This window comes from Pseudomonas sp. S1_E05 (genome assembly GCF_056337105.1).
On record NZ_JBFRHM010000001.1, the window covers coordinates 4,304,736 to 4,323,557 of the forward strand.

General features: G+C 61.4%; 15 protein-coding genes. All 15 read right to left on the reverse strand.

Annotation, left to right across the window (positions count from 1 at the left end; translation table 11 throughout):
- Positions 1-53 precede the first annotated feature (53 nt).
- Complete coding sequence (gspM, locus tag AB4N33_RS19770; protein ID WP_476458069.1) at positions 54-488, reverse strand: type II secretion system protein GspM; 435 nt, start codon at positions 486-488, stop codon at positions 54-56.
- The gene (gspL, locus tag AB4N33_RS19775) at positions 485-1,591 is read right to left on the reverse strand and encodes a type II secretion system protein GspL (protein WP_476458070.1); all 1,107 of its coding nucleotides are present in this window, start codon (positions 1,589-1,591) and stop codon (positions 485-487) included. Before gspL ends, gspM begins: the two co-directional genes overlap by 4 nt.
- The gene (locus tag AB4N33_RS19780) at positions 1,588-2,439 is read right to left on the reverse strand and encodes a type II secretion system protein GspK (protein WP_476458071.1); all 852 of its coding nucleotides are present in this window, start codon (positions 2,437-2,439) and stop codon (positions 1,588-1,590) included. Before AB4N33_RS19780 ends, gspL begins: the two co-directional genes overlap by 4 nt.
- On the reverse strand, positions 2,436-2,978 hold the full coding sequence (locus AB4N33_RS19785) for a type II secretion system protein GspJ (protein ID WP_476458072.1): 543 nt from the start codon (positions 2,976-2,978) through the stop codon (positions 2,436-2,438). The genes AB4N33_RS19780 and AB4N33_RS19785 overlap by 4 nt, the downstream gene beginning before the upstream one ends.
- Entirely contained in the window at positions 2,971-3,348 is a 378-nt protein-coding gene (gspI, locus tag AB4N33_RS19790; protein WP_476458073.1) for a type II secretion system minor pseudopilin GspI, read from the reverse strand. Before gspI ends, AB4N33_RS19785 begins: the two co-directional genes overlap by 8 nt.
- Positions 3,341-3,808: a type II secretion system minor pseudopilin GspH gene (gspH, locus tag AB4N33_RS19795; protein WP_476458074.1), complete on the reverse strand. Its 468-nt coding sequence runs from the start codon at positions 3,806-3,808 to the stop codon at positions 3,341-3,343. Before gspH ends, gspI begins: the two co-directional genes overlap by 8 nt.
- 3 nt (positions 3,809-3,811) lie before the next feature.
- Entirely contained in the window at positions 3,812-4,267 is a 456-nt protein-coding gene (gene gspG, locus AB4N33_RS19800) for a type II secretion system major pseudopilin GspG (protein WP_460118787.1), read from the reverse strand.
- Between the two features lie 3 nt (positions 4,268-4,270).
- Complete coding sequence (gspF, locus tag AB4N33_RS19805; protein ID WP_476458075.1) at positions 4,271-5,479, reverse strand: type II secretion system inner membrane protein GspF; 1,209 nt, start codon at positions 5,477-5,479, stop codon at positions 4,271-4,273.
- Positions 5,480-5,482: 3 nt separating this feature from the next.
- Positions 5,483-6,955 (reverse strand): type II secretion system ATPase GspE, encoded by a 1,473-nt coding sequence (gene gspE, locus AB4N33_RS19810; RefSeq protein WP_476458076.1) that lies wholly within the window; start codon positions 6,953-6,955, stop codon positions 5,483-5,485.
- The gene (gspD, locus tag AB4N33_RS19815) at positions 6,952-8,880 is read right to left on the reverse strand and encodes a type II secretion system secretin GspD (protein ID WP_476458077.1); all 1,929 of its coding nucleotides are present in this window, start codon (positions 8,878-8,880) and stop codon (positions 6,952-6,954) included. Before gspD ends, gspE begins: the two co-directional genes overlap by 4 nt.
- A gap of 8 nt (positions 8,881-8,888) precedes the next feature.
- Positions 8,889-9,389, reverse strand: coding sequence for a type II secretion system protein N (locus tag AB4N33_RS19820; RefSeq protein WP_476458078.1), 501 nt, complete (start codon positions 9,387-9,389; stop codon positions 8,889-8,891).
- 108 nt (positions 9,390-9,497) lie between these two features.
- Positions 9,498-10,964: an N-acetylglucosamine-binding protein GbpA gene (gene gbpA, locus AB4N33_RS19825; RefSeq protein ID WP_476458079.1), complete on the reverse strand. Its 1,467-nt coding sequence runs from the start codon at positions 10,962-10,964 to the stop codon at positions 9,498-9,500.
- 290 nt (positions 10,965-11,254) lie between these two features.
- Positions 11,255-12,322 carry a uroporphyrinogen decarboxylase gene (gene hemE, locus AB4N33_RS19830; protein WP_476458080.1) on the reverse strand — a complete coding sequence of 356 codons (1,068 nt, stop codon included), beginning with the start codon at positions 12,320-12,322 and terminating at the stop codon, positions 11,255-11,257.
- Between the two features lie 180 nt (positions 12,323-12,502).
- The gene (locus tag AB4N33_RS19835; protein ID WP_460140443.1) at positions 12,503-13,921 is read right to left on the reverse strand and encodes an FAD-dependent oxidoreductase; all 1,419 of its coding nucleotides are present in this window, start codon (positions 13,919-13,921) and stop codon (positions 12,503-12,505) included.
- Positions 13,922-14,045: 124 nt separating this feature from the next.
- Positions 14,046-18,491: a glutamate synthase large subunit gene (gene gltB, locus AB4N33_RS19840; RefSeq protein ID WP_476458081.1), complete on the reverse strand. Its 4,446-nt coding sequence runs from the start codon at positions 18,489-18,491 to the stop codon at positions 14,046-14,048.
- Positions 18,492-18,822 lie beyond the last annotated feature (331 nt).

Below are 18,822 nucleotides of genomic sequence, written 5' to 3' on the forward strand. Positions count from 1 at the left end.
AGCAAGCTCGCTCCTACAAAGGGCGGTGAGGGTCATTCAGGAGGTGGGACTTTCTATTTGAGCACCACCCGCGCCTGCAAAAGTGTGTCGCGTTTTTCCAGTGTCAGCGATTGCAAGGCTGCGCCCTCGCGCTCCGCGCGATCCAGCCATTGCAGCAGCGTTTTCCCGTCCCCGCTGACAGTCAGGCGCAACAGGTCGTTGTCGGCATCCATCTGGTGCAGCTCCAGCCCGGCCGCCGTGGCGCTTTCGCTGATGCGCAGTGAAAGGGGCTGATCAGGGACGAGGGCGTTCACTTCACTGCGCGGCTGCGCGCGTTGCAACTGCGACGCCAGTATCCGTTGCCGTTGGTGCTGGCGCTCGGCGGCGTCCAAGCGCTCGCGGGTGGGTTGCCAGATCAGGCTGAATGCGGCAACCATCAGCACGAAGGCGCCCATCAGCATCAACAGGCGTTGCTCACGAATGGCCAGGCGACGCCAGGCAGCCTTCATCGAGCGTCCTCCATGGTGAGCGTCGCTTGCACGCGGTCAAGTTCCTTGTTCGCACTGTCGAGCCGGACCGGCATGCCTTGCTGGCGACCGCGTTCGCGTAACTGCTCAAGCTCGGCAAAGCTGTTGGCAGTCAATTGGACTCTCCAGCCATCACCCGCCCGATACTCGATACGCCGTACTTCAACCGGGCTGGCGCCAACGACTTGCTCAACCAAACCGAGCAGGCCGGCGATATGGGACTTCTGCGGCTCTGTTGCCTGGTTTTGCAGTACCTTGAGCTGTGTCGCCAGATCGACGATGCGGGTCTGGTCTGGATAGAGCGTGGTGAACCGTTGTTCATTCTGGCTGGAGATCCGACGGGTTTCGCGCTCGAGAAAATCGATTCGCGCGGCGCTGGCCAGCCAGCTCAACAGTAGGAGAGCGAGCAGCGCCAGGCCACCAGGCCGCCACGACAGATGCCGGCGACGTGGGGCGAAAAGTCCTTGCAGCAGGTTGATGGCCCGCGGGTGACTGAGTGTCAGGTACGGATCGATGTCGACCGCATCGTGGCGCTCGTCGATCCATCGGGTATCCAGTGGCAGCAGCGGTCGCAGCAGCGCCAATCCCTCATCGTCCATCGCCAGGCGGGCTGGAGCGCCTGCGCCCACCAGCCATCGACCGAACCAGCGCACCGCCAACGGTCCGGTCCCGGGCATGATATCGGCGTCTACGTACACCGAACGCACAGCAATGCCCGTTTCCTTGAGCAACGCGAGCACTGCGGCAAAGCGTGCTCGTTCCACCACCATCACCGGATAACACCCCTCCTTGTCGCGGGAGCCAAACCCTAAATGGAGATGATCGAGGGGGTCGCTCAGTTGGTTTTCCACGGCAAAAGCAATGGCCTGCCCCCCGGGGTGGCGTTTGTTCGGCCACGGATCGGTGCGCACCCAACTGCACAATTCCATGGGCAACAGCAGATCCACCGTTTGCCCGCCAAGCTCGCGCGCGGCCTGATCCAATGTCATCAACCGCCGTTGTCCGGCGGATGACCACAGGCAGCTTGGCCAGTCGGTAGAAGCCGTGTTCAGACCCTCGGCGGTCAGGTAAAGCCAGGTGTTCATTGGGGCATCTCATTGGCACTTGAAGGAAGTAGGCGTCGCTGCAGGACTTTGAATTGCCGAGTGTCGGGATCCTGCTCGACATCCGTGGCCAGTCGCAGTCGGCTCTGCCCCTGGGTGATCTGCACGGTGACTCGAAACCAGCGACTGGTGACGCCCAGGCCATGACGGCTCAGGTCGGTACCCCGCAGCAGCGGTTCCTCGGTAAAGGCCTGGACGCTGGGCCACGCCGCCATCGAGCGCTGGCGGATCAGGGCGTCGACCGTGGCTGGCTCGAGGTCATCCAGCGTTCTCAAAAGAAGCGCCGGGGCGGTGTTGATATTCAGCGCAGCGTCGGTGGGCAATAACGCGACCCAGGGTTCCAATCGACGCAGGTGCTGCCCATCCACGCCCGGCAGCAGACGCAATTGGCTGAGCTCATTCAAGACGCCGACCTGACTCAGCGACAGTGGCGCCAGTTCGAGCCGCTCAAGCAAGCGTCCCCAACGATTGAGCGTCACCTGGTCGATCCGGCCCTGGCGTAACAAGGCATTGAGATTGAAACGACCGGCCAGGTCCTCAATACCGACGTGCAACTGCGCACCTTCGATGTCGAAATCGGGCGACATCCGCGCCCATGCCTGGGTCAGATCGACGGTTGTCCGCGAAGCACTGGCCGCCTCCTGCAGTTGCAACAGCGCCCACGTTTCCCCGGCCATCGCCCACTGACGCAATTGCACGTGTTGCACAGCCTGGCCACTGCTTTGCAACGAAAGGCGATGGCTGCGCAGCAAGCCGCCGGTGATCAGCAACGCCAGACTCATGACCAGCAACACGCTGATCAGGGCGATCCCCCGCTGTCGTCCGTTCAAGGCAATGCCCCAGGCAACAGCAGCACCCGGCGGATCGAATCGAAGCGTCCCACCGACACTTGCAGTTCCACGGCCAGCGGTACACTTGCATCGTCCGAGGCCGGCCAATCATCTCGCCAGCCGCTTTGACGATCAAACAAGCGCCAGCTCAACTGCCGAACTTCACCGAGCAGTTTCTGCCGCTGCGGGGCCGGCGTGCCCTCACCCAGGCTTTCACGCCACAGCACGTCGTCTTCAAGCCGGTAGGTCAGCGTCTGGCGCTCGCTGCGCGGTTGGTCCAGAGGGTTGCGCCAATGGCTGCGTTGCAACTGCAACTGGCGTTGCTCGAGCACCACCGGCTGCTCGGTGACCTGCATCAAGTCACGCTCAATCACCGCCACCGCCCGTTGCAGGCGCCTGAACTCCCGCTCGTGGGCCGTTGTGCCCTGCTGCACGCGCACGACACCGTCGAACAATCCCCAACTGGCCAGGCCGAGCACGGCGAAGATCGCGAGGGCGATCACCAGCTCCAGCAAGGTAAAGCCGGTTTGCCTATTCATCGCGCACAGGTATCCAGCCACGGCTGCGGTGCAGGACTGAGTCGCCACCGACAGCGCTGACCTCGATATCGATCTTCAACAGTCGCGAGTCCGGCGATGCGCTGACCTGCTGGCGAAGCCGCCAGTCGCGGCGATCCATGTGCACCGTACGTTGCTCCTGCCCCGGGGCTAACGACGATTGCAGGCGCAGTTCATTGAGCTGGTTATCGGCCAACCAGACGGCGAACAGTCGCGCCTCGACCACCGTGGTCTGCTTCGCCACGTACTGGCTTGCCGAGAGCACGGCGGCCGCCAACGTGGAGAAAACCGCCAGGGCCACCATGATCTCCAGCAAGGTGAACCCGCCTTGCTGCGACACGCCCTTAACCATCGATCACTGCCTCACCCAGGCCGTCGCTCGACAGGCTGAGGAGCGTGCGGTCGCCCATCGAAAACGTCAGGATGAAGGCCGTGTTTTCATCGCTGCTGAGCATCAACAGTTGCGGCAACCCTTGATCGCCGCTGAGCGTCAGGGCCTGCCCGTCCTGCTCCAGGTGCAAACGCAGGTGGGCGGGCCACTGATGGAATGCATCCATTGGCCGCCACTCACGGTCCTGGAGCTGCATGACGCGATAACCAGACTCACTGAGACGAATACCGTATTGCTCGCCATTGAGCACGGCGCGCTCACGCAGCCGCTGGATCATGCCGGCGACTTCGCCCGCTTCGTAGCGTGCTTCACGCAATGGGTTGGGCGCAACCACCAGGCTCACCATGCCCAGCAGCATGCCGATGACCACGATCACGATCATCAACTCGAGCAAGGTGAAGCCCTGACAACACTGGCGCATGAATCAGCCGCCCCAATTGCCGATGTCGGCTGCGTGCCCGTCACCGCCGACCACGCCATCAGCCCCCAGGGAATACAGGTCAAAGCTTCCATCGAGCGATTGCGCGCCGGGATTGAGATATTGGTAGGGCGTGCCCCACGGGTCGACCGGCAAGCTTTTCAGGTAGCCCTGGGGGTTCCAGTTTCTCGCCGCCGGCAGGCCCGACGGGTGTTTGCTCAAGGCTTCCAGCCCCTGCTGCGTCGAGGGGTAGTGGAAATTGTCGAGGCGATACATCTCCAGGGCAGTGGAAATCGCCTGGATATCGATTTTCGCTGCGGTGACTTTGGCCTGATCGGGACGGCTCATGAACTGTGGAACCACAATGGCCCCCAGCACACCGATGATCACGACCACCACCATGATTTCGATCAGGGTGAAACCCGCCTGCCGGCGGGACAAATTGTCAGGTAGAGGTTGCATGGGTCAATTCACCAGTTGGTTGAGGCTCAGGATAGGAAGCAGGATGGCCAGCACGATCAGCAGCACAACGCCGCCCATCAGCACCAGCATGGCGGGTTCGAAAAGACTCACGACCAGCGCGATGCGCGCGGCCAGGCTGCTCTCCTGTTGCTCCGCCGCCCGCACCAGCATGTGATCGAGTTCGCCAGCGCGTTCGCCGCTGGCGATCATGTGCAGCATCATCGGCGGGATGTCGCCGCTGAGTTCCAGGCCGCGGGTCAACGTCCCGCCTTCACGCACAGAGCGGGCGACATCGACCATGCGCGCGCGTAGGGTCAGGTTGCCGATAACCGCCGCAGCGATTTCCAGCGCATCCACCAACGGCACGGCGCTCTTGCTCAGGATCGCCAGGGTGCTGGCAAAGCGTGCCGCTTCCATCGCCCGCAACACCTGCCCCACAACCGGTAGTTGCAGCGCCAGGCGATGCCAGCGCAGCCGCCACGCAGGCTCGCGCAAACTCCAGCGGTAGAGGCCGACCAGCAGCGCCAGACCAGCGATCAACGTCAGGAAATGCTGGCGCAAACCGCCACTCAAGCCGATCAGCGCTTGCGTCAACCAAGGCAGCGGCTGACCGCTGTCGATGAAGATTTTCACCACATCCGGCACCACGAAACCCAGCAGAAAACCGACGATCGCCACGCTGGCCAGCATGAGTATCAACGGGTACACCAGCGCCATCTGAATCTTCTGCCGCGAGGCCTGACGCGCCTGGGTGTACGCGGCCAATTGCTCCAGCACCTGACCCAAATGGCCGGAACGCTCTCCCGCAGCGACGGTGGCGCGATAGAGATCCGGGAACGCCCTGGGAAACAGCGACAATGCGGTGGAGAGTGCATGCCCTTCCATGACCCGGCTGCGCACCGCCGACAACAGACCCGCAACTTTGCGCCTCGAACTCTGGCGGGCCACGGCTTGCAACGCTTCTTCCAGAGGCAGACCGGCTTGAACCAGGGTGGACAACTGCAACGTCAACAACGCCAGTTGCGCGGCGCTCAAACGTCCACCGCGCGGTTGCAAACCGATGGCGGTGCCCACGTGCACTTCTTTCAATTCACGCGGCCACAGGCCTCGCTCGCGCAACAGTTCACGGGCATGTCGTGGGCCGTCCGCCTCCAACCGCCCCTTGCAGCGCTTGCCCTGGGCATCGTCGGCCCGGTAGTCGAAGGTCGGCACTGGCTAGTCCTCCCGGGTCACGCGCAACAACTCGTCGAGGCTGGTCACGCCATCGAGCACCCGTTGTCGGCCGTCCTGGAACAGGCTGCGAGACGCCCGGCGTGTCTCTCCAAGCAATGCCCGCTCACCGGCGCCCTGATGAATCAGTGCCGCCACCGCCGGCGTGACACTGAGCAATTCGTAGATACCGATGCGCCCGCGATAACCGTGCTGGCACCGTTCACAACCCACGGCCCGAAACAACGTTGTGGGGGGCGTCTCGCTGATCCCGAGACGTTCACACGTGACCGCGTCGGCGCGGTACGACGCCTTGCAATGCGGGCACAACGTGCGCAGCAGACGCTGAGCCACAATGCCGACCAGCGACGACGCCAGCAGGTAGGCGTCCACGCCCATGTCCACCAGCCGTGTCACCGCGCCGACCGCACTGTTGGTGTGCAGCGTCGACAGCACCAGATGCCCGGTGAGCGAGGCTTGAACGGCGATTTGAGCCGTCTCGCGATCACGGATTTCGCCGACCATCACCACGTCCGGGTCCTGGCGCAAAATGGCGCGCAACCCACGAGCGAACGTCATGTCCACTTTCGGATTGACCGGCATCTGCCCCACCCCCGGCAGGTGATATTCGATGGGGTCCTCGACCGTGAGAATGTTGCGCGTCTGGTCGTTCAGGCTGCTCAGCGCAGCGTAAAGGCTGGTGGTTTTGCCGGAGCCGGTGGGGCCGGTCACCAGCAGGATGCCATGGGGCCTGGCGAGTAACTGACGCAGGGTTGCCAGAGTGTCCGCGGGCATTCCCAAACGCTGCAAATCCAGGCGTCCAGCCTGTTTATCCAGCAGGCGCAATACCACCCTTTCACCATGGGCCGACGGTAACGTGGAGACCCGCACATCGACTTTATGCCCCGCCAGGCGCAGGGCTATCCGACCATCCTGGGGAATGCGTTTTTCGGCGATGTCCAGGCGCGCCATGACCTTGACCCGCGACACCAGCAGGGTCGCCAACTCACGCCTCGGCCGGAGCATCTCGCGCAATTGCCCGTCGATGCGCATGCGCACGGCCACTGAATGCTCGAACGTTTCCAGGTGCACGTCCGAAGCGTGTTCACGCACGGCTTCGCTGAGCAACGCGTTGACCAGGCGGATAATCGGTGCATCGCCCTGCTGCTCCAGCAAGTCAGCCGTTTGCGGAACTTGATCGACCAGACTGAGCAAATCCAGTTCGTCATCCAGCCCCTGCGCAACCTGCTGCGCCGCGCTCTGGCCGTCACGGAACGCGGTGCCCAGGCGCGCAGCGAACTGATCGGCATCGAGCACCCGGATCGACAGATCCCGAGCGCACCGGCGCCGGGCCTCAGACAGCGCCGTTAGCGGCGTATCGGCCCGCAGCATCAGACAAGGCCCGGTTTCCTCATGCGTCAGCAAGACACCAAAGCGCCGGGCGAAACCGAACGACAGCGCAGCGTTTTCTTCGCTCATGGTGTCCCCGACGCCGACTTGCGTAAATCGAACACCGGCGGCTCAACGGGCTGGTCGAACAACTGCCGGGCTTCGGCGGGCAGCAGCAACGAGTTGTTTTCGTGCGCGGCCGGCTGGCTCAATTTGCGCAGGGCGTTGTAGCGCTGCTGGCTCACATCGGCCAGGTCTTCCTTGCTGCGTACGATGGTCGGACGCAGGAACACCATCAGATTGCTTTTGGTTTGCGTGTCGCGGCTCCAGCGAAACAATGCCCCCAAATAGGGAATGTCACGCAGCAGTGGGATGCCGCTGCGCTGGGTGCGCACGCTGTCGCGGATCAGGCCGCCGATCACGATGATCTCTCCATCATCGGCGAGGATGGTGCTTTTGAGCGCTCGCTTGTTGGTGATCAGGTCGGAAGAATCGATGCCCGAGACCGAAGGCGCGATATCCGACACCTCTTGCTCCACTTCCAGGCGCAGGGTCGACCCTTCGTTGATGTACGGTTTGATCTTCAGGCTAATACCAACGTCCTTGCGCTCGACTGTGGTAAAGGGATTGTCCGCACCGCTGCTGCTGGTGGCGTAGGAACCGGTCTTGAATGGCACGTTTTGCCCAACGATGATTTCCGCCTGTTGATTGTCCAGGGTCAGCAGGCTTGGCGTGGAAAGCAGATTGCTGTGGGTACTGCTGGCCAGCGCCGAAATCAACGCGCCAAAACGGTCGGTGCCCAGTTTCAGGATCGCGCCTTCGGGCGCGACTCTTTTGCCGTCGAAGGTCAGCCCGCCCACGATCGGCACATCGGTGCCAGGGAAGTTGATGAAGCCTTTGATGTCACCGGTGCTCAAGCCCCATTGCACGCCAACGGTTTCTGCGATGTCGCCGGAAATCTCGACGATGGCGGCATGGATAAGCACTTGCGCACGAGGCTGGTCCAGTTGGCGCACGATGTTTTCCAGCGTCCGGACTTGCGCCGGCTCGGCAATCACCACCAGCGCGTTCTGACTTTCGTCCGCCTTGATCATGAAGGCCGCACTGGAAGCGCTGTCCTTCACACTGCCCAGGGTCGAGGCCTGCTTGCGGCCCTGCCCCATCACTTCCAGAATTTCGGCCAGTTGCTTGGCATCGCTATGGCGCAAACGAATGACCCGCGCATTGTCCACCGAGGCTGTAGCCGGCGTGTCCAGGCCCCGTGCCAGGTCGAGCAGACGCTGGCGCACTGCGGGCGGGCCGATGAAAATCAGGCGGTTGGTGCGGTGGTCGGCCAGTGCCTGGATCGCCGTGTCGGCATTGCGCTTGCCCAGTGACGATTCAATGATGGTGAGCACATCAGCCGCTTGGGCATACTTCAACTGCATCACCGAATGCAGGTTGTTCTTCCCCGCGTCCAGTTGACGTACGACCTTGGCGATTCGCTGCACGTTGGCTGAGGTATCGGTGACCACCAGGGCATTGGCCGACACCGATGGCCCCACATAACCGTTGGCCGAAACCAGCGGTCGTACCAGCCCGGCCAGGTCGGCAGCGTTGCTGGTGTCGAGCGTGATGACCTGGGTGACAAACTGCGACGCCGTAGCGGTTTTTGCCGTGCCTTGACTGGCGCGGGTTTTCGCTTCGGTCACCGGTGTAATGAGAATTCGGTCGCCCTCGTCGATCACGGTGAAGTTGTGGGCATCGAGTACCGAGTAAAACAGACGACGAACGCCTTCACGATCAAGCGCCTGACGAGACATGACCGTAATACGTCCCGAGACACGGGGATCAAGCACCACCGTCGTTCGAAGAATTGCGGACATTTCTTCCACAATGTCCCGCAGCTCGGCGTTGTTCATCGCCAGTTGCCATTTTTCTTCCTCGGCTTGCAAGTCGCCGTGAAAAAGCGTGGTCGCCAAGGCAACGAGGAAAACCAGGGCACGCAACACCTGCGCGCCGTTGTAACTGTTCATCGCAGACATCACTCGGTATACGGGCGTAGATAACGCGTAGGTGTGGCGGGAGCTGGTGCTGCGCTTGGGTGATCCAGCCGGTTGAGAAAACGCACGGTCGACGTTTGCAGCATCAAGACCTCTTCGCGCCCCTTGTTCCATAACACCGCTTTATCGGTCTCGACCCGACGCAGGATGCTGCCGCCGGGCAACCGGTCGCCGACCTGGTAAATGCGTGCGCCCTGCGCATCGGCCAGCAATGCCTTGGACAGTCCGCTGATGGCGACAAAACTGGCCAGCAGGGTCAGTGGCTCGGCACTGGGTTGCAATGAGGCTTCAGGCCTCAACCCGAATACCGAGGCGATGGCAGTGGCGTCCAGGGATGCTTGGGGCGAAGGTGTCTGCAGCGGTGCAGCACCCTGGGACGGCGTAGCCTGGCTTTTGCGAAAGTCCTGCTCCTGCCACACCAGAAACCCTGCGTAAACGACGCAGATCATCACCAGGCAGAAGGTGAAAAATCGCCTAATCATTGAAAAAGCCCTGCGAGTACGAGAGCAGCACGAGTTGCTGCGTGTGGCGGTCAAACTCAAGCGTGCGGCGGTCCAGGCACAGACCGCCGCAGGCGTTACCCAACGGCCTTAAAGTTTGTTCCAGGCCATGTGCCAGTGCGCGCCGACGCCCGGCTCAAAGCCGTTGGCGGTCGGGCTGAACTGCTTGCAGTAACCGGACTCGGGGAATGGCTTGCACTCGAAGACCTCATTGGTCTTGGGTTGCAACACCTTGGTGCCGGCGGTGTACTCGCCAAGGCCTTCGGGGAACACGAAGTCATGTTCCACGCCCGCGCCTTCACCGGTCATGAGGGTGGTCTGCGTGTCCTGGCGGGTGGTACGGCCATCAAGCGTCGTGCCGACCAGTGTCAGGGTGTGTTTGCCCGGGTTACTGCGAACGTCCATGACGAGGCTGGTCGCACCGCTTTGCACTTGCGCCGAGACCGTCCCGACCGGCTTGTTGTTCTCGTCGAACAAGGTGGCTTCAACGTTCATCTGGCGGTTGGCGATCATGCCGAAATCGACCTTGGCCAAGCCTTTGTCCAGCACATATTCCGGGCGCTGGGAAGCGACCGACATGCGCGCCGACGCGTCGTCCTTCATGTCCAGCTGAACTTCGTAGCGGGTTACACCGCTGTCTTTTTGCGCGTACAGGGTGTTGTTGCCACGCACCGGTTCGATATTGCCGCTTTCGTCGCGAATACCTGCGCGGATCAGTTTGTGGGTGCTGTTGATCTTCTCTGCGAGTTTGAATGACCAGTTGGCTGGCGCACCTTCCTCGGCAGTGTCGATGGCGATCTCCACGCTGTAATCCTGGCTTTCGCCATTGGCGGAGAAGGCGCGGACCTTGACCTTGTCGCCCACCAGCAGATGATTGGACGCAGCAATGCCGCCTACCGACGACCAGCCGCCCGGCAATTCAGGCTCGGCGATGATGTTCACATCAGTGGCGTTGTAGAACGCCGCGTCGGTATCGCCGACAGTCCAGATCGCCAGGATCACATGGGGGCCGGACTTGTCCGCCGGGATATTACAGTTGTGCTTGGCACCCGACACCGGCAACTGATGCCCGCCATCGACGGTGCAAAACGGGGTGCTCTCGAAGGTCGCACGCTTGAGCGATTCGTTCGGATTCCAGCCGTTACGGGTGATGAAATATTCATGCTTGGTGGCCGGGTGAGAAGCGGTGTAGCGCCACTGGAAGTCAATGTTGCGGTTCTTGATTTCATTCAGATGCCAGCGGGTAGCAGACTGGGCATCCAGCGCGGAGAACAGCGCGTGACCACCGCTCGGGATCTTGCCGTCGACGGGTCCCTGATTGGGTGCACCACCAACCCCGGCCGGAAAACCCTTGAACGTTTCGCCCACGCTTTGAGGTTCGTATTGCGCGCCACCACAATGGGTGTTCAAGCCTTTTTGGCACAGCGCCGCCCGCGAAGGCGGTGCTTCGAGATAGCCATGGGCGTATGCGCCTTGGGACGCCAGCATTGCCGATAACAGGAGCATCGAGGAAGTGCATGCCGTAAATGCACCACCCCTGAAGATCATTTTTTTCATCATTGGATTCCAGACTGCTTATCGATAATCAGCGCGCCTGACGGCGCGGCTACTCGCGGTTTCGTTCGATGGAGGACCGAACGAAGGTCTGGAACCTTACCGAGATGCAAGCAACTTCTATGTAGGAGAAGTCTCTGCTTTCAAGGGGATTAATCTGCCTGATTCACTTGCCTGAATAGCGCCACAGAACAATCTTACAAACGCAAATTCAACACACTCCGCCTGTTTAACAGATGCAAAAAAGCCTGTCCGGCGTGAGCCAGGACAGGCCTTTGTGTCACGAGCAAAACTTACTCGTGATACTGCGCCGACAAGTCATGGACCGCGCGCAGGAACGCGCCGGCGTGCTCCGGATCGACTTCCGGGGTGATGCCGTGGCCGAGGTTGAACACGTGGCCGCTGCCTTTGCCATAGCTGGCGAGAATGCGCCCGACTTCGGCGCGAATCGCTTCCGGCTTGGCGTAGAGCACGGTCGGGTCCATGTTGCCTTGCAGCGCGACTTTGTCACCGACGCGAGCGCGGGCGTTGCCGATGTCACAGGTCCAATCCAGGCCCAGCGCGTCGGCACCCGCATCGGCGATGCTTTCCAGCCACAGACCGCCGTTCTTGGTGAACAGGATGACCGGCACCTTGCGACCTTCGTGCTCGCGGATCAGGCCGCAGACGATTTTTTTCATGTAGGCCAGGGAAAATTCCTGGTAGGCCGCCGCCGACAGGTTGCCGCCCCAGGTGTCGAAAATCTGCACCGCTTGCGCACCGGCCTTGATCTGGCCGTTGAGGTAGCTGATGACCGACTGCGCGAGCTTGTCCAGCAGCAGGTGCATGGCTTGCGGATTGTCGTAGAGCATGGCCTTGGTCTTGCGGAAGTCTTTCGACGAACCACCTTCGACCATGTAGGTAGCGAGGGTCCATGGGCTACCGGAAAAGCCGATCAGCGGCACACGGCCGTTCAGTTCACGGCGGATGGTGCTGACCGCGTCCATGACGTAACCGAGGTCTTTGTGCGGGTCCGGGATTGGCAAGGCCTCGATGTCGGCCATCGTGCTGATGACTTTCTTGAAGCGCGGGCCTTCGCCGGTTTCAAAATACAGGCCCTGGCCCATGGCATCCGGGATCGTCAGGATGTCGGAGAACAGGATCGCCGCGTCCAGTTGCGGGTAGCGGTCGAGCGGTTGCAGGGTGACTTCGCAAGCGAACGCCGGGTTCATGCACAGGCTCATGAAGTCGCCGGCCTTGGCACGGCTGGCGCGGTATTCAGGCAGGTAGCGACCGGCCTGACGCATCATCCACACGGGCGTGACGTCTACAGGTTGCTTGAGCAGGGCGCGAAGGAAACGGTCGTTCTTCAGGGCAGTCATGTCGGCATCCGGAAAAAAAGTGGGGGCATTTTCTCAGAGCGCGAGGCAAAAGGCACGGCAAGAGCGGAGCCTTTTGTCTATAGGGGCAATTGGTCGCAGGGGAGCAGCAACGAGCTGCAAGCTGCAAGCCGCAAGCGCCGTGGCTTGCAGCTCGAAACTTGCAGCTTGAAGCTGGCGTCATTAGACGCCCAGATAATCCAGAATCCCCTCAGCCGCATTTCGGCCTTCGAAGATCGCTGTCACTACCAGGTCGGAACCGCGCACCATGTCGCCACCGGCGAAGATCTTCGGGTTGCTGGTCTGGTGCTTGTACTGGCCTTGTTCCGGGGCCACCACGCGGCCCTGGCTGTCGGTCTGGATTTCGAACTGTTCGAACCACGGCGCCGGGCTTGGGCGGAAGCCGAAGGCGATGACCACGGCGTCGGCCGGGATGATCTCTTCGGAGCCCGGGATCGGCTCCGGGCTACGACGGCCGCGTGCATCCGGCTCGCCGAGACGGGTCTCGACCACCTTCACACCTTCCACCTTGTCTTCGCCGACGATGGCGATTGGCTGGCGGTTGTAGAGGAACTTCACGCCTTCTTCCTTGGCGTTCTTAACCTCTTTACGCGAGCCAGGCATGTTCGCTTCGTCACGACGATAGGCACAGGTCACCGACTTGGCGCCCTGGCGGATCGAGGTACGGTTGCAGTCCATCGCCGTGTCGCCGCCACCGAGCACCACGACCTTCTTGCCTTTCATGTCGACGAAATCTTCCGGCGACTTTTCAAAGCCCAGGTTGCGGTTGACGTTGGCGATCAGGAAATCCAGCGCGTCGTACACGCCCGGGAGGTCCTCACCGGCAAACCCACCTTTCATGTAGGTGTAGGTGCCCATGCCCATGAACACGGCATCGTATTCGGCGAGCAGTTGCTCCATGGTCACGTCCTTGCCCACCTCGGTGTTGAGGCGGAATTCGATGCCCATGCCGCTGAATACTTCGCGACGATTGCTCAGTACGGTCTTTTCCAGCTTGAACTCAGGGATGCCGAAAGTCAGCAGGCCGCCGATTTCCGGGTTCTTGTCGAACACCACCGGGGTCACGCCACCACGCACCAGCACGTCGGCACAGCCCAGGCCCGCAGGTCCCGCACCAATGATCGCCACACGCTTGCCGGTCGGCTTGACCTTGGACATGTCCGGGCGCCAGCCCATGGCGAACGCGGTGTCGGTGATGTACTTCTCGACCGAGCCGATGGTTACCGCGCCAAACCCGTCGTTGAGGGTGCAAGCACCTTCACACAGACGATCCTGAGGGCACACCCGGCCGCAGACCTCTGGCAGGGTGTTGGTCTGGTGCGACAGCTCGGCGGCCTGGAGGATGTTGCCCTCGGCCACCAGCTTCAGCCAGTTGGGAATGAAGTTGTGCACCGGGCACTTCCATTCGCAATACGGGTTGCCACAACCCAGGCAGCGGTGGGCCTGGTCGGCCGACTGCTGGGGTTTGAAGGGTTCGTAGATCTCCACGAACTCTTTCTTGCGTTGACGCAACAGTTTCTTCTTCGGATCTTTGCGCCCGACGTCGATGAATTGGAAGTCGTTGCTGAGACGTTCGGCCATCTTCAAAACCTCTTTACAGCAGCTCGAAGCTACAAGCTTCAAGCTGCAAGACAATCACGTGTGCAGGCATATCGCGCACTGCCGTTAACTTGCGGCTAAAAGCTTGCCGCTTGCAGCTGCGTCGTCATTGCGGACTCGCACGAGTACTGGTGAGCAGAGATTTCAAGTTCGCTGCCTTCGGTTTGACCAGCCAGAAACGACGCAAGTAATCATCGAGGTTCTCGGCGAGTTCACGACCCCACTCGCTGTCGGTCTCCTCGACGTACTCGTTCAGCACACGTTGCAGGTGGCTGCGATAGGCTTCCATCGCTTCACCGCTGATCCGCTGGATTTCCACCAGTTCGTGGTTGACCCGGTCAACGAAGGTGTTGTCCTGGTCAAGCACGTAGGCGAAACCACCGGTCATGCCAGAACCAAAGTTGTAACCGGTCTTGCCCAGGACGCAGACGAAACCACCGGTCATGTATTCGCAGCAGTGATCGCCGGTGCCTTCCACCACGGTGTGGGCACCGGAGTTGCGCACGGCGAAACGCTCGCCCGCAGTACCGGCGGCGAACAGCTTGCCGCCAGTGGCGCCGTACAGGCAGGTGTTGCCGACGATGGCACTGTCCTGGGTCTTGTAGGCGCTGCCTTTTGGCGGAACGATGACCAGCTTGCCGCCGGTCATGCCCTTGCCGACGTAGTCGTTGGCATCGCCTTCCAGGTACATGTTCAAGCCACCGGCGTTCCACACGCCAAAGCTCTGGCCGGCCGTCCCCTTGAAGCGGAAGGTGATCGGCGCGCCTGCCATGCCCTGGTTGCCGTATTGGCGTGCGATTTCCCCGGAAATCCGCGCACCGATCGAACGGTCGCAGTTGCAGATGTCCAGGGTGAACTCGCCGCCGCTCTTGTCGTTGATGGCAGACATGGCCATCTCGACCATCTTCTCGGCCAAAAGGCCCTTGTCGAATGGCGGGTTGCGATCCACACCGCAGAATTGCGGCTTGTCCGCAGGGACATGGTCGCTGCCCAGCAGCGGGGTCAGGTCCAGGTGATGCTGTTTGGCGGTCTGACCCTCGAGGACTTCCAGCAGATCGGTACGGCCGATCAACTCTTCGAGCGAACGCACGCCCAGCTTGGCCAGCCACTCACGGGTTTCTTCGGCGACGTAGGTGAAGAAATTCACCACCATGTCGACGGTGCCGATGTAGTGATCCTTGCGCAGCTTCTCGTTCTGGGTCGCAACGCCGGTGGCGCAGTTGTTCAGGTGGCAAATACGCAGGTATTTGCAGCCCAGCGCAATCATTGGCGCAGTGCCGAATCCGAAGCTTTCCGCCCCGAGAATGGCTGCCTTGATCACGTCGAGACCGGTCTTCAGGCCGCCGTCGGTCTGCACACGGACCTTGCCGCGCAGATCATTGCCGCGCAGGGTCTGGTGGGTTTCGGCCAGACCGATTTCCCACGGCGCGCCCGCGTATTTGATCGAGGTCAGCGGCGAAGCACCGGTGCCTCCGTCGTAGCCGGAGATGGTGATCAAGTCCGCGTAGGCCTTGGCCACACCGGCGGCGATGGTGCCAACGCCCGCTTCTGCCACCAGCTTCACGGAGACCAGCGCCTTCGGGTTGACTTGTTTCAAGTCGAAAATCAGCTGCGACAAGTCTTCGATGGAATAGATATCGTGGTGCGGTGGAGGCGAAATCAGGGTCACGCCCGGGACCGCATAACGCAGCTTGGCGATCAAACCATTGACCTTGCCGCCGGGCAACTGACCACCTTCGCCGGGCTTGGCGCCCTGGGCCACCTTGATCTGCAGCACTTCGGCGTTGACCAGGTATTCCGGAGTCACACCAAAACGGCCGGTGGCGACCTGCTTGATTTTCGAACTTTTGATGGTGCCGTAGCGCGACGGATCTTCACCACCTTCGCCGGAGTTGGAACGCGCACCGAGGCGGTTCATGGCTTCGGCCAGGGCTTCGTGGGCTTCCGGCGACAGGGCGCCCAGGGAGATGCCCGCAGAGTCGAAGCGCTTGAGCACCGATTCCAGCGGCTCGATCTCGCTGATGTCCAGCGGCGTATCCAGGGTCTTGACCTGGAACAGGTCGCGAATCATCGACACCGGACGGTTGTCCACCAGCGCCGTGTATTCCTTGAACTTGCTGTAGTCGCCTTGCTGCACGGCGGCTTGCAGGGTGTTGACCACGTCCGGGTTGTACGCGTGGTACTCGCCACCGTGGACGAACTTCAACAGGCCACCTTGCTGGATCGGCTTGCGCGGGCTCCAGGCTTCGACAGCCAGGGCTTTCTGTTCGGCTTCGATATCGACGAAACGCGCGCCCTTGATGCGGCTCGGCACGCCACGGAAGCTCAGGTCGCACACTTCCTCGGACAGGCCGATGGCTTCGAACAGTTGCGCGCCGCGGTACGAGGCGATGGTGGAGATACCCATCTTCGACAGGATCTTGAGCAGGCCCTTGGTGATGCCCTTGCGGTAGTTCTTGAACACCTCATAGAGGTCGCCCAGCACTTCACCGGTACGGATCAGGTCGCCGAGCACTTCGTAAGCCAGGAACGGGTAGACCGCCGAGGCGCCGAAACCGATCAGCACGGCAAAGTGGTGCGGGTCGCGAGCGGTCGCGGTTTCCACCAGGATGTTGGAATCGCAACGCAGGCCTTTTTCGGTCAGGCGGTGATGCACCGCACCGGTCGCCAGGGACGCGTGGATCGGCAACTTGCCCGGGGCAATGTGACGGTCGCTCAGCACGATCTGGGTGCGACCGGCACGAACGGCTTCTTCAGCCTGATCGGCCACATTGCGCACGGCCGCTTCAAGACCGACGCTCTCGTCGTAGTTGAGGTCGATGATCTGGCGCTCAAAGCCAGGACGATCGAGGTTCATCAGCGAGCGCCATTTGGCCGGGGAAATGACCGGCGAGCTGAGGATCACGCGCGAGGCATGCTCCGGCGACTCCTGGAAGATGTTGCGCTCGGCACCGAGGCAGATCTCCAGCGACATGACGATGGCTTCACGCAGCGGGTCGATCGGCGGGTTGGTGACCTGCGCGAACTGCTGGCGGAAATAGTCGTACGGCGTGCGCACGCGCTGGGACAGCACGGCCATCGGCGTATCGTCGCCCATCGAGCCCACGGCTTCGTAGCCTTGTTCGCCCAGGGGGCGCAGCACTTGGTCGCGTTCTTCGAACGTGACCTGGTACATCTTCATGTACTGCTTGAGCTGGTCGACATCATAGAAAGCCGAACCGTGATCGTTGTCTTCCATGGTCGCCTGGATGCGCAGGGCGTTCTTGCGCAGCCATTGCTTGTATGGATGACGGGACTTCAGGCGGTTGTCGATCGCATCGGTGTCCAGGATCTGCCCGGTTTCGGTGTCCACGGCGAAGATCTGGCCCGGTCCAACGCGACCTTTGGCGATCACGTCTTCAGGCTGGTAGTTCCAGACGCCGATTTCGGACGCCAGGGTGATGAAGCCGTTCTTGGTGGTGACCCAACGCGCCGGGCGCAGACCGTTACGGTCGAGCAGGCACACCGCGTAGCGACCGTCGGTCATGACCACGCCAGCCGGACCGTCCCACGGTTCCATGTGCATCGAGTTGTATTCGTAGAATGCGCGCAGGTCCGGGTCCATGGTCTCGACGTTCTGCCACGCCGGCGGAATGATCATCCGCACGCCACGGAACAGGTCGATGCCACCGGTGACCATCAGCTCGAGCATGTTGTCCATGCTCGAGGAGTCGGAGCCCACACGGTTGACCAGCGGGCCGAGCTCTTCCAGATCCATCAGGTCGTTGGTGAACTTGGTGCGACGGGCCTGGGCCCAGTTGCGGTTACCGGTGATGGTGTTGATCTCGCCGTTGTGGGCGAGGAAGCGGAATGGCTGGGCCAGCGGCCATTTCGGCAGGGTGTTGGTGGAAAAGCGCTGGTGGAACACGCAAATCGAGGTTTGCAGGCGCTCATCACCCAGGTCTGGATAGAAGGCGGACAGGTCCGCCGGCATCATCAGGCCTTTGTAAATGATGGTCTTGTGGGAAAAGCTGCAGATGTAGTGATCGACGTCGGCGGCGTTGGCCACGGACGAACGACGACGGGCGCTGAACAGCTTGACCGCCATGTCCTGGTCGCTCAGGCCTTCGCCACCGATGTACACCTGTTCGATTTGCGGCAGGCGTTCGAGGGCCAGACGGCCGAGTACGCGGGTGTCGATCGGCACTTTACGCCAGCCGACCAGCGTCAGGCCTTCGGCCAGGATCTCGCGGTTCATGTTCTCGCGAGCGGCTTCGGCTTTTGCCGGATCCTGGTTGAAGAAGACCATGCCCACCGCATATTGCTTGGGCAGTTCGACGCCGAAGGTTTCCTGGGCGATCGCACGCAGGAACACATCCGGCTTCTGAATGAGCAGACCGCAACCGTCACCGGTCTTGCCGTCGGCGTTGATCCCACCGCGGTGGGTCATGCAGGTCAGGGCCTCAATGGCCGTTTGCAAAAGGGTATGACTGGGCTCGCCCTGCATATGGGCTATCAGGCCGAAACCGCAGTTATCCTTGAATTCATCTGGTTGGTACAGACCTGCTTTCATAGACACTTTCTCACCAGGCTGCTTCTTATCGAAGCAAATTTCTTTTCAATTCAACCACTTACCGCCCGCGCCGAACGTACGCCAGCTTTGCAGGGGCAAAAGGGAGGTCATTGTACACACCGACACGAAGCCCCACAAATTTGACGACGAAATGTCGCAAATCCATGTCGCATTTGTGAAAGGTTTAAAGCGATCTGCTGTGCTAGTCAAAACTTTTTTTAATTTTGACCGCACGACTCAAAGACTACTGTGACGCAGACACCACAACGCACGCGGCCCGGAAGCCGCATGCGCTGCAGAAATTTTGAGGTGCCGGGAGAGGCGGCCTGGG

Coding starts and splice junctions, on each gene's coding strand:
- gspM (WP_476458069.1), bottom strand. CDS start 488: ATGAAGGCTGCCTGGCGTCGCCTGGCCATTCGTGAGCAACGCCTGTTG.
- gspL (WP_476458070.1), bottom strand. CDS start 1,591: ATGAACACCTGGCTTTACCTGACCGCCGAGGGTCTGAACACGGCTTCT.
- AB4N33_RS19785 (WP_476458072.1), bottom strand. CDS start 2,978: ATGAATAGGCAAACCGGCTTTACCTTGCTGGAGCTGGTGATCGCCCTC.
- gspI (WP_476458073.1), bottom strand. CDS start 3,348: ATGGTTAAGGGCGTGTCGCAGCAAGGCGGGTTCACCTTGCTGGAGATC.
- gspH (WP_476458074.1), bottom strand. CDS start 3,808: ATGCGCCAGTGTTGTCAGGGCTTCACCTTGCTCGAGTTGATGATCGTG.
- gspG (WP_460118787.1), bottom strand. CDS start 4,267: ATGCAACCTCTACCTGACAATTTGTCCCGCCGGCAGGCGGGTTTCACC.
- gspE (WP_476458076.1), bottom strand. CDS start 6,955: ATGAGCGAAGAAAACGCTGCGCTGTCGTTCGGTTTCGCCCGGCGCTTT.
- gspD (WP_476458077.1), bottom strand. CDS start 8,880: ATGAACAGTTACAACGGCGCGCAGGTGTTGCGTGCCCTGGTTTTCCTC.
- AB4N33_RS19820 (WP_476458078.1), bottom strand. CDS start 9,389: ATGATTAGGCGATTTTTCACCTTCTGCCTGGTGATGATCTGCGTCGTT.
- gbpA (WP_476458079.1), bottom strand. CDS start 10,964: ATGAAAAAAATGATCTTCAGGGGTGGTGCATTTACGGCATGCACTTCC.
- hemE (WP_476458080.1), bottom strand. CDS start 12,322: ATGACTGCCCTGAAGAACGACCGTTTCCTTCGCGCCCTGCTCAAGCAA.
- AB4N33_RS19835 (WP_460140443.1), bottom strand. CDS start 13,921: ATGGCCGAACGTCTCAGCAACGACTTCCAATTCATCGACGTCGGGCGC.
- gltB (WP_476458081.1), bottom strand. CDS start 18,491: ATGAAAGCAGGTCTGTACCAACCAGATGAATTCAAGGATAACTGCGGT.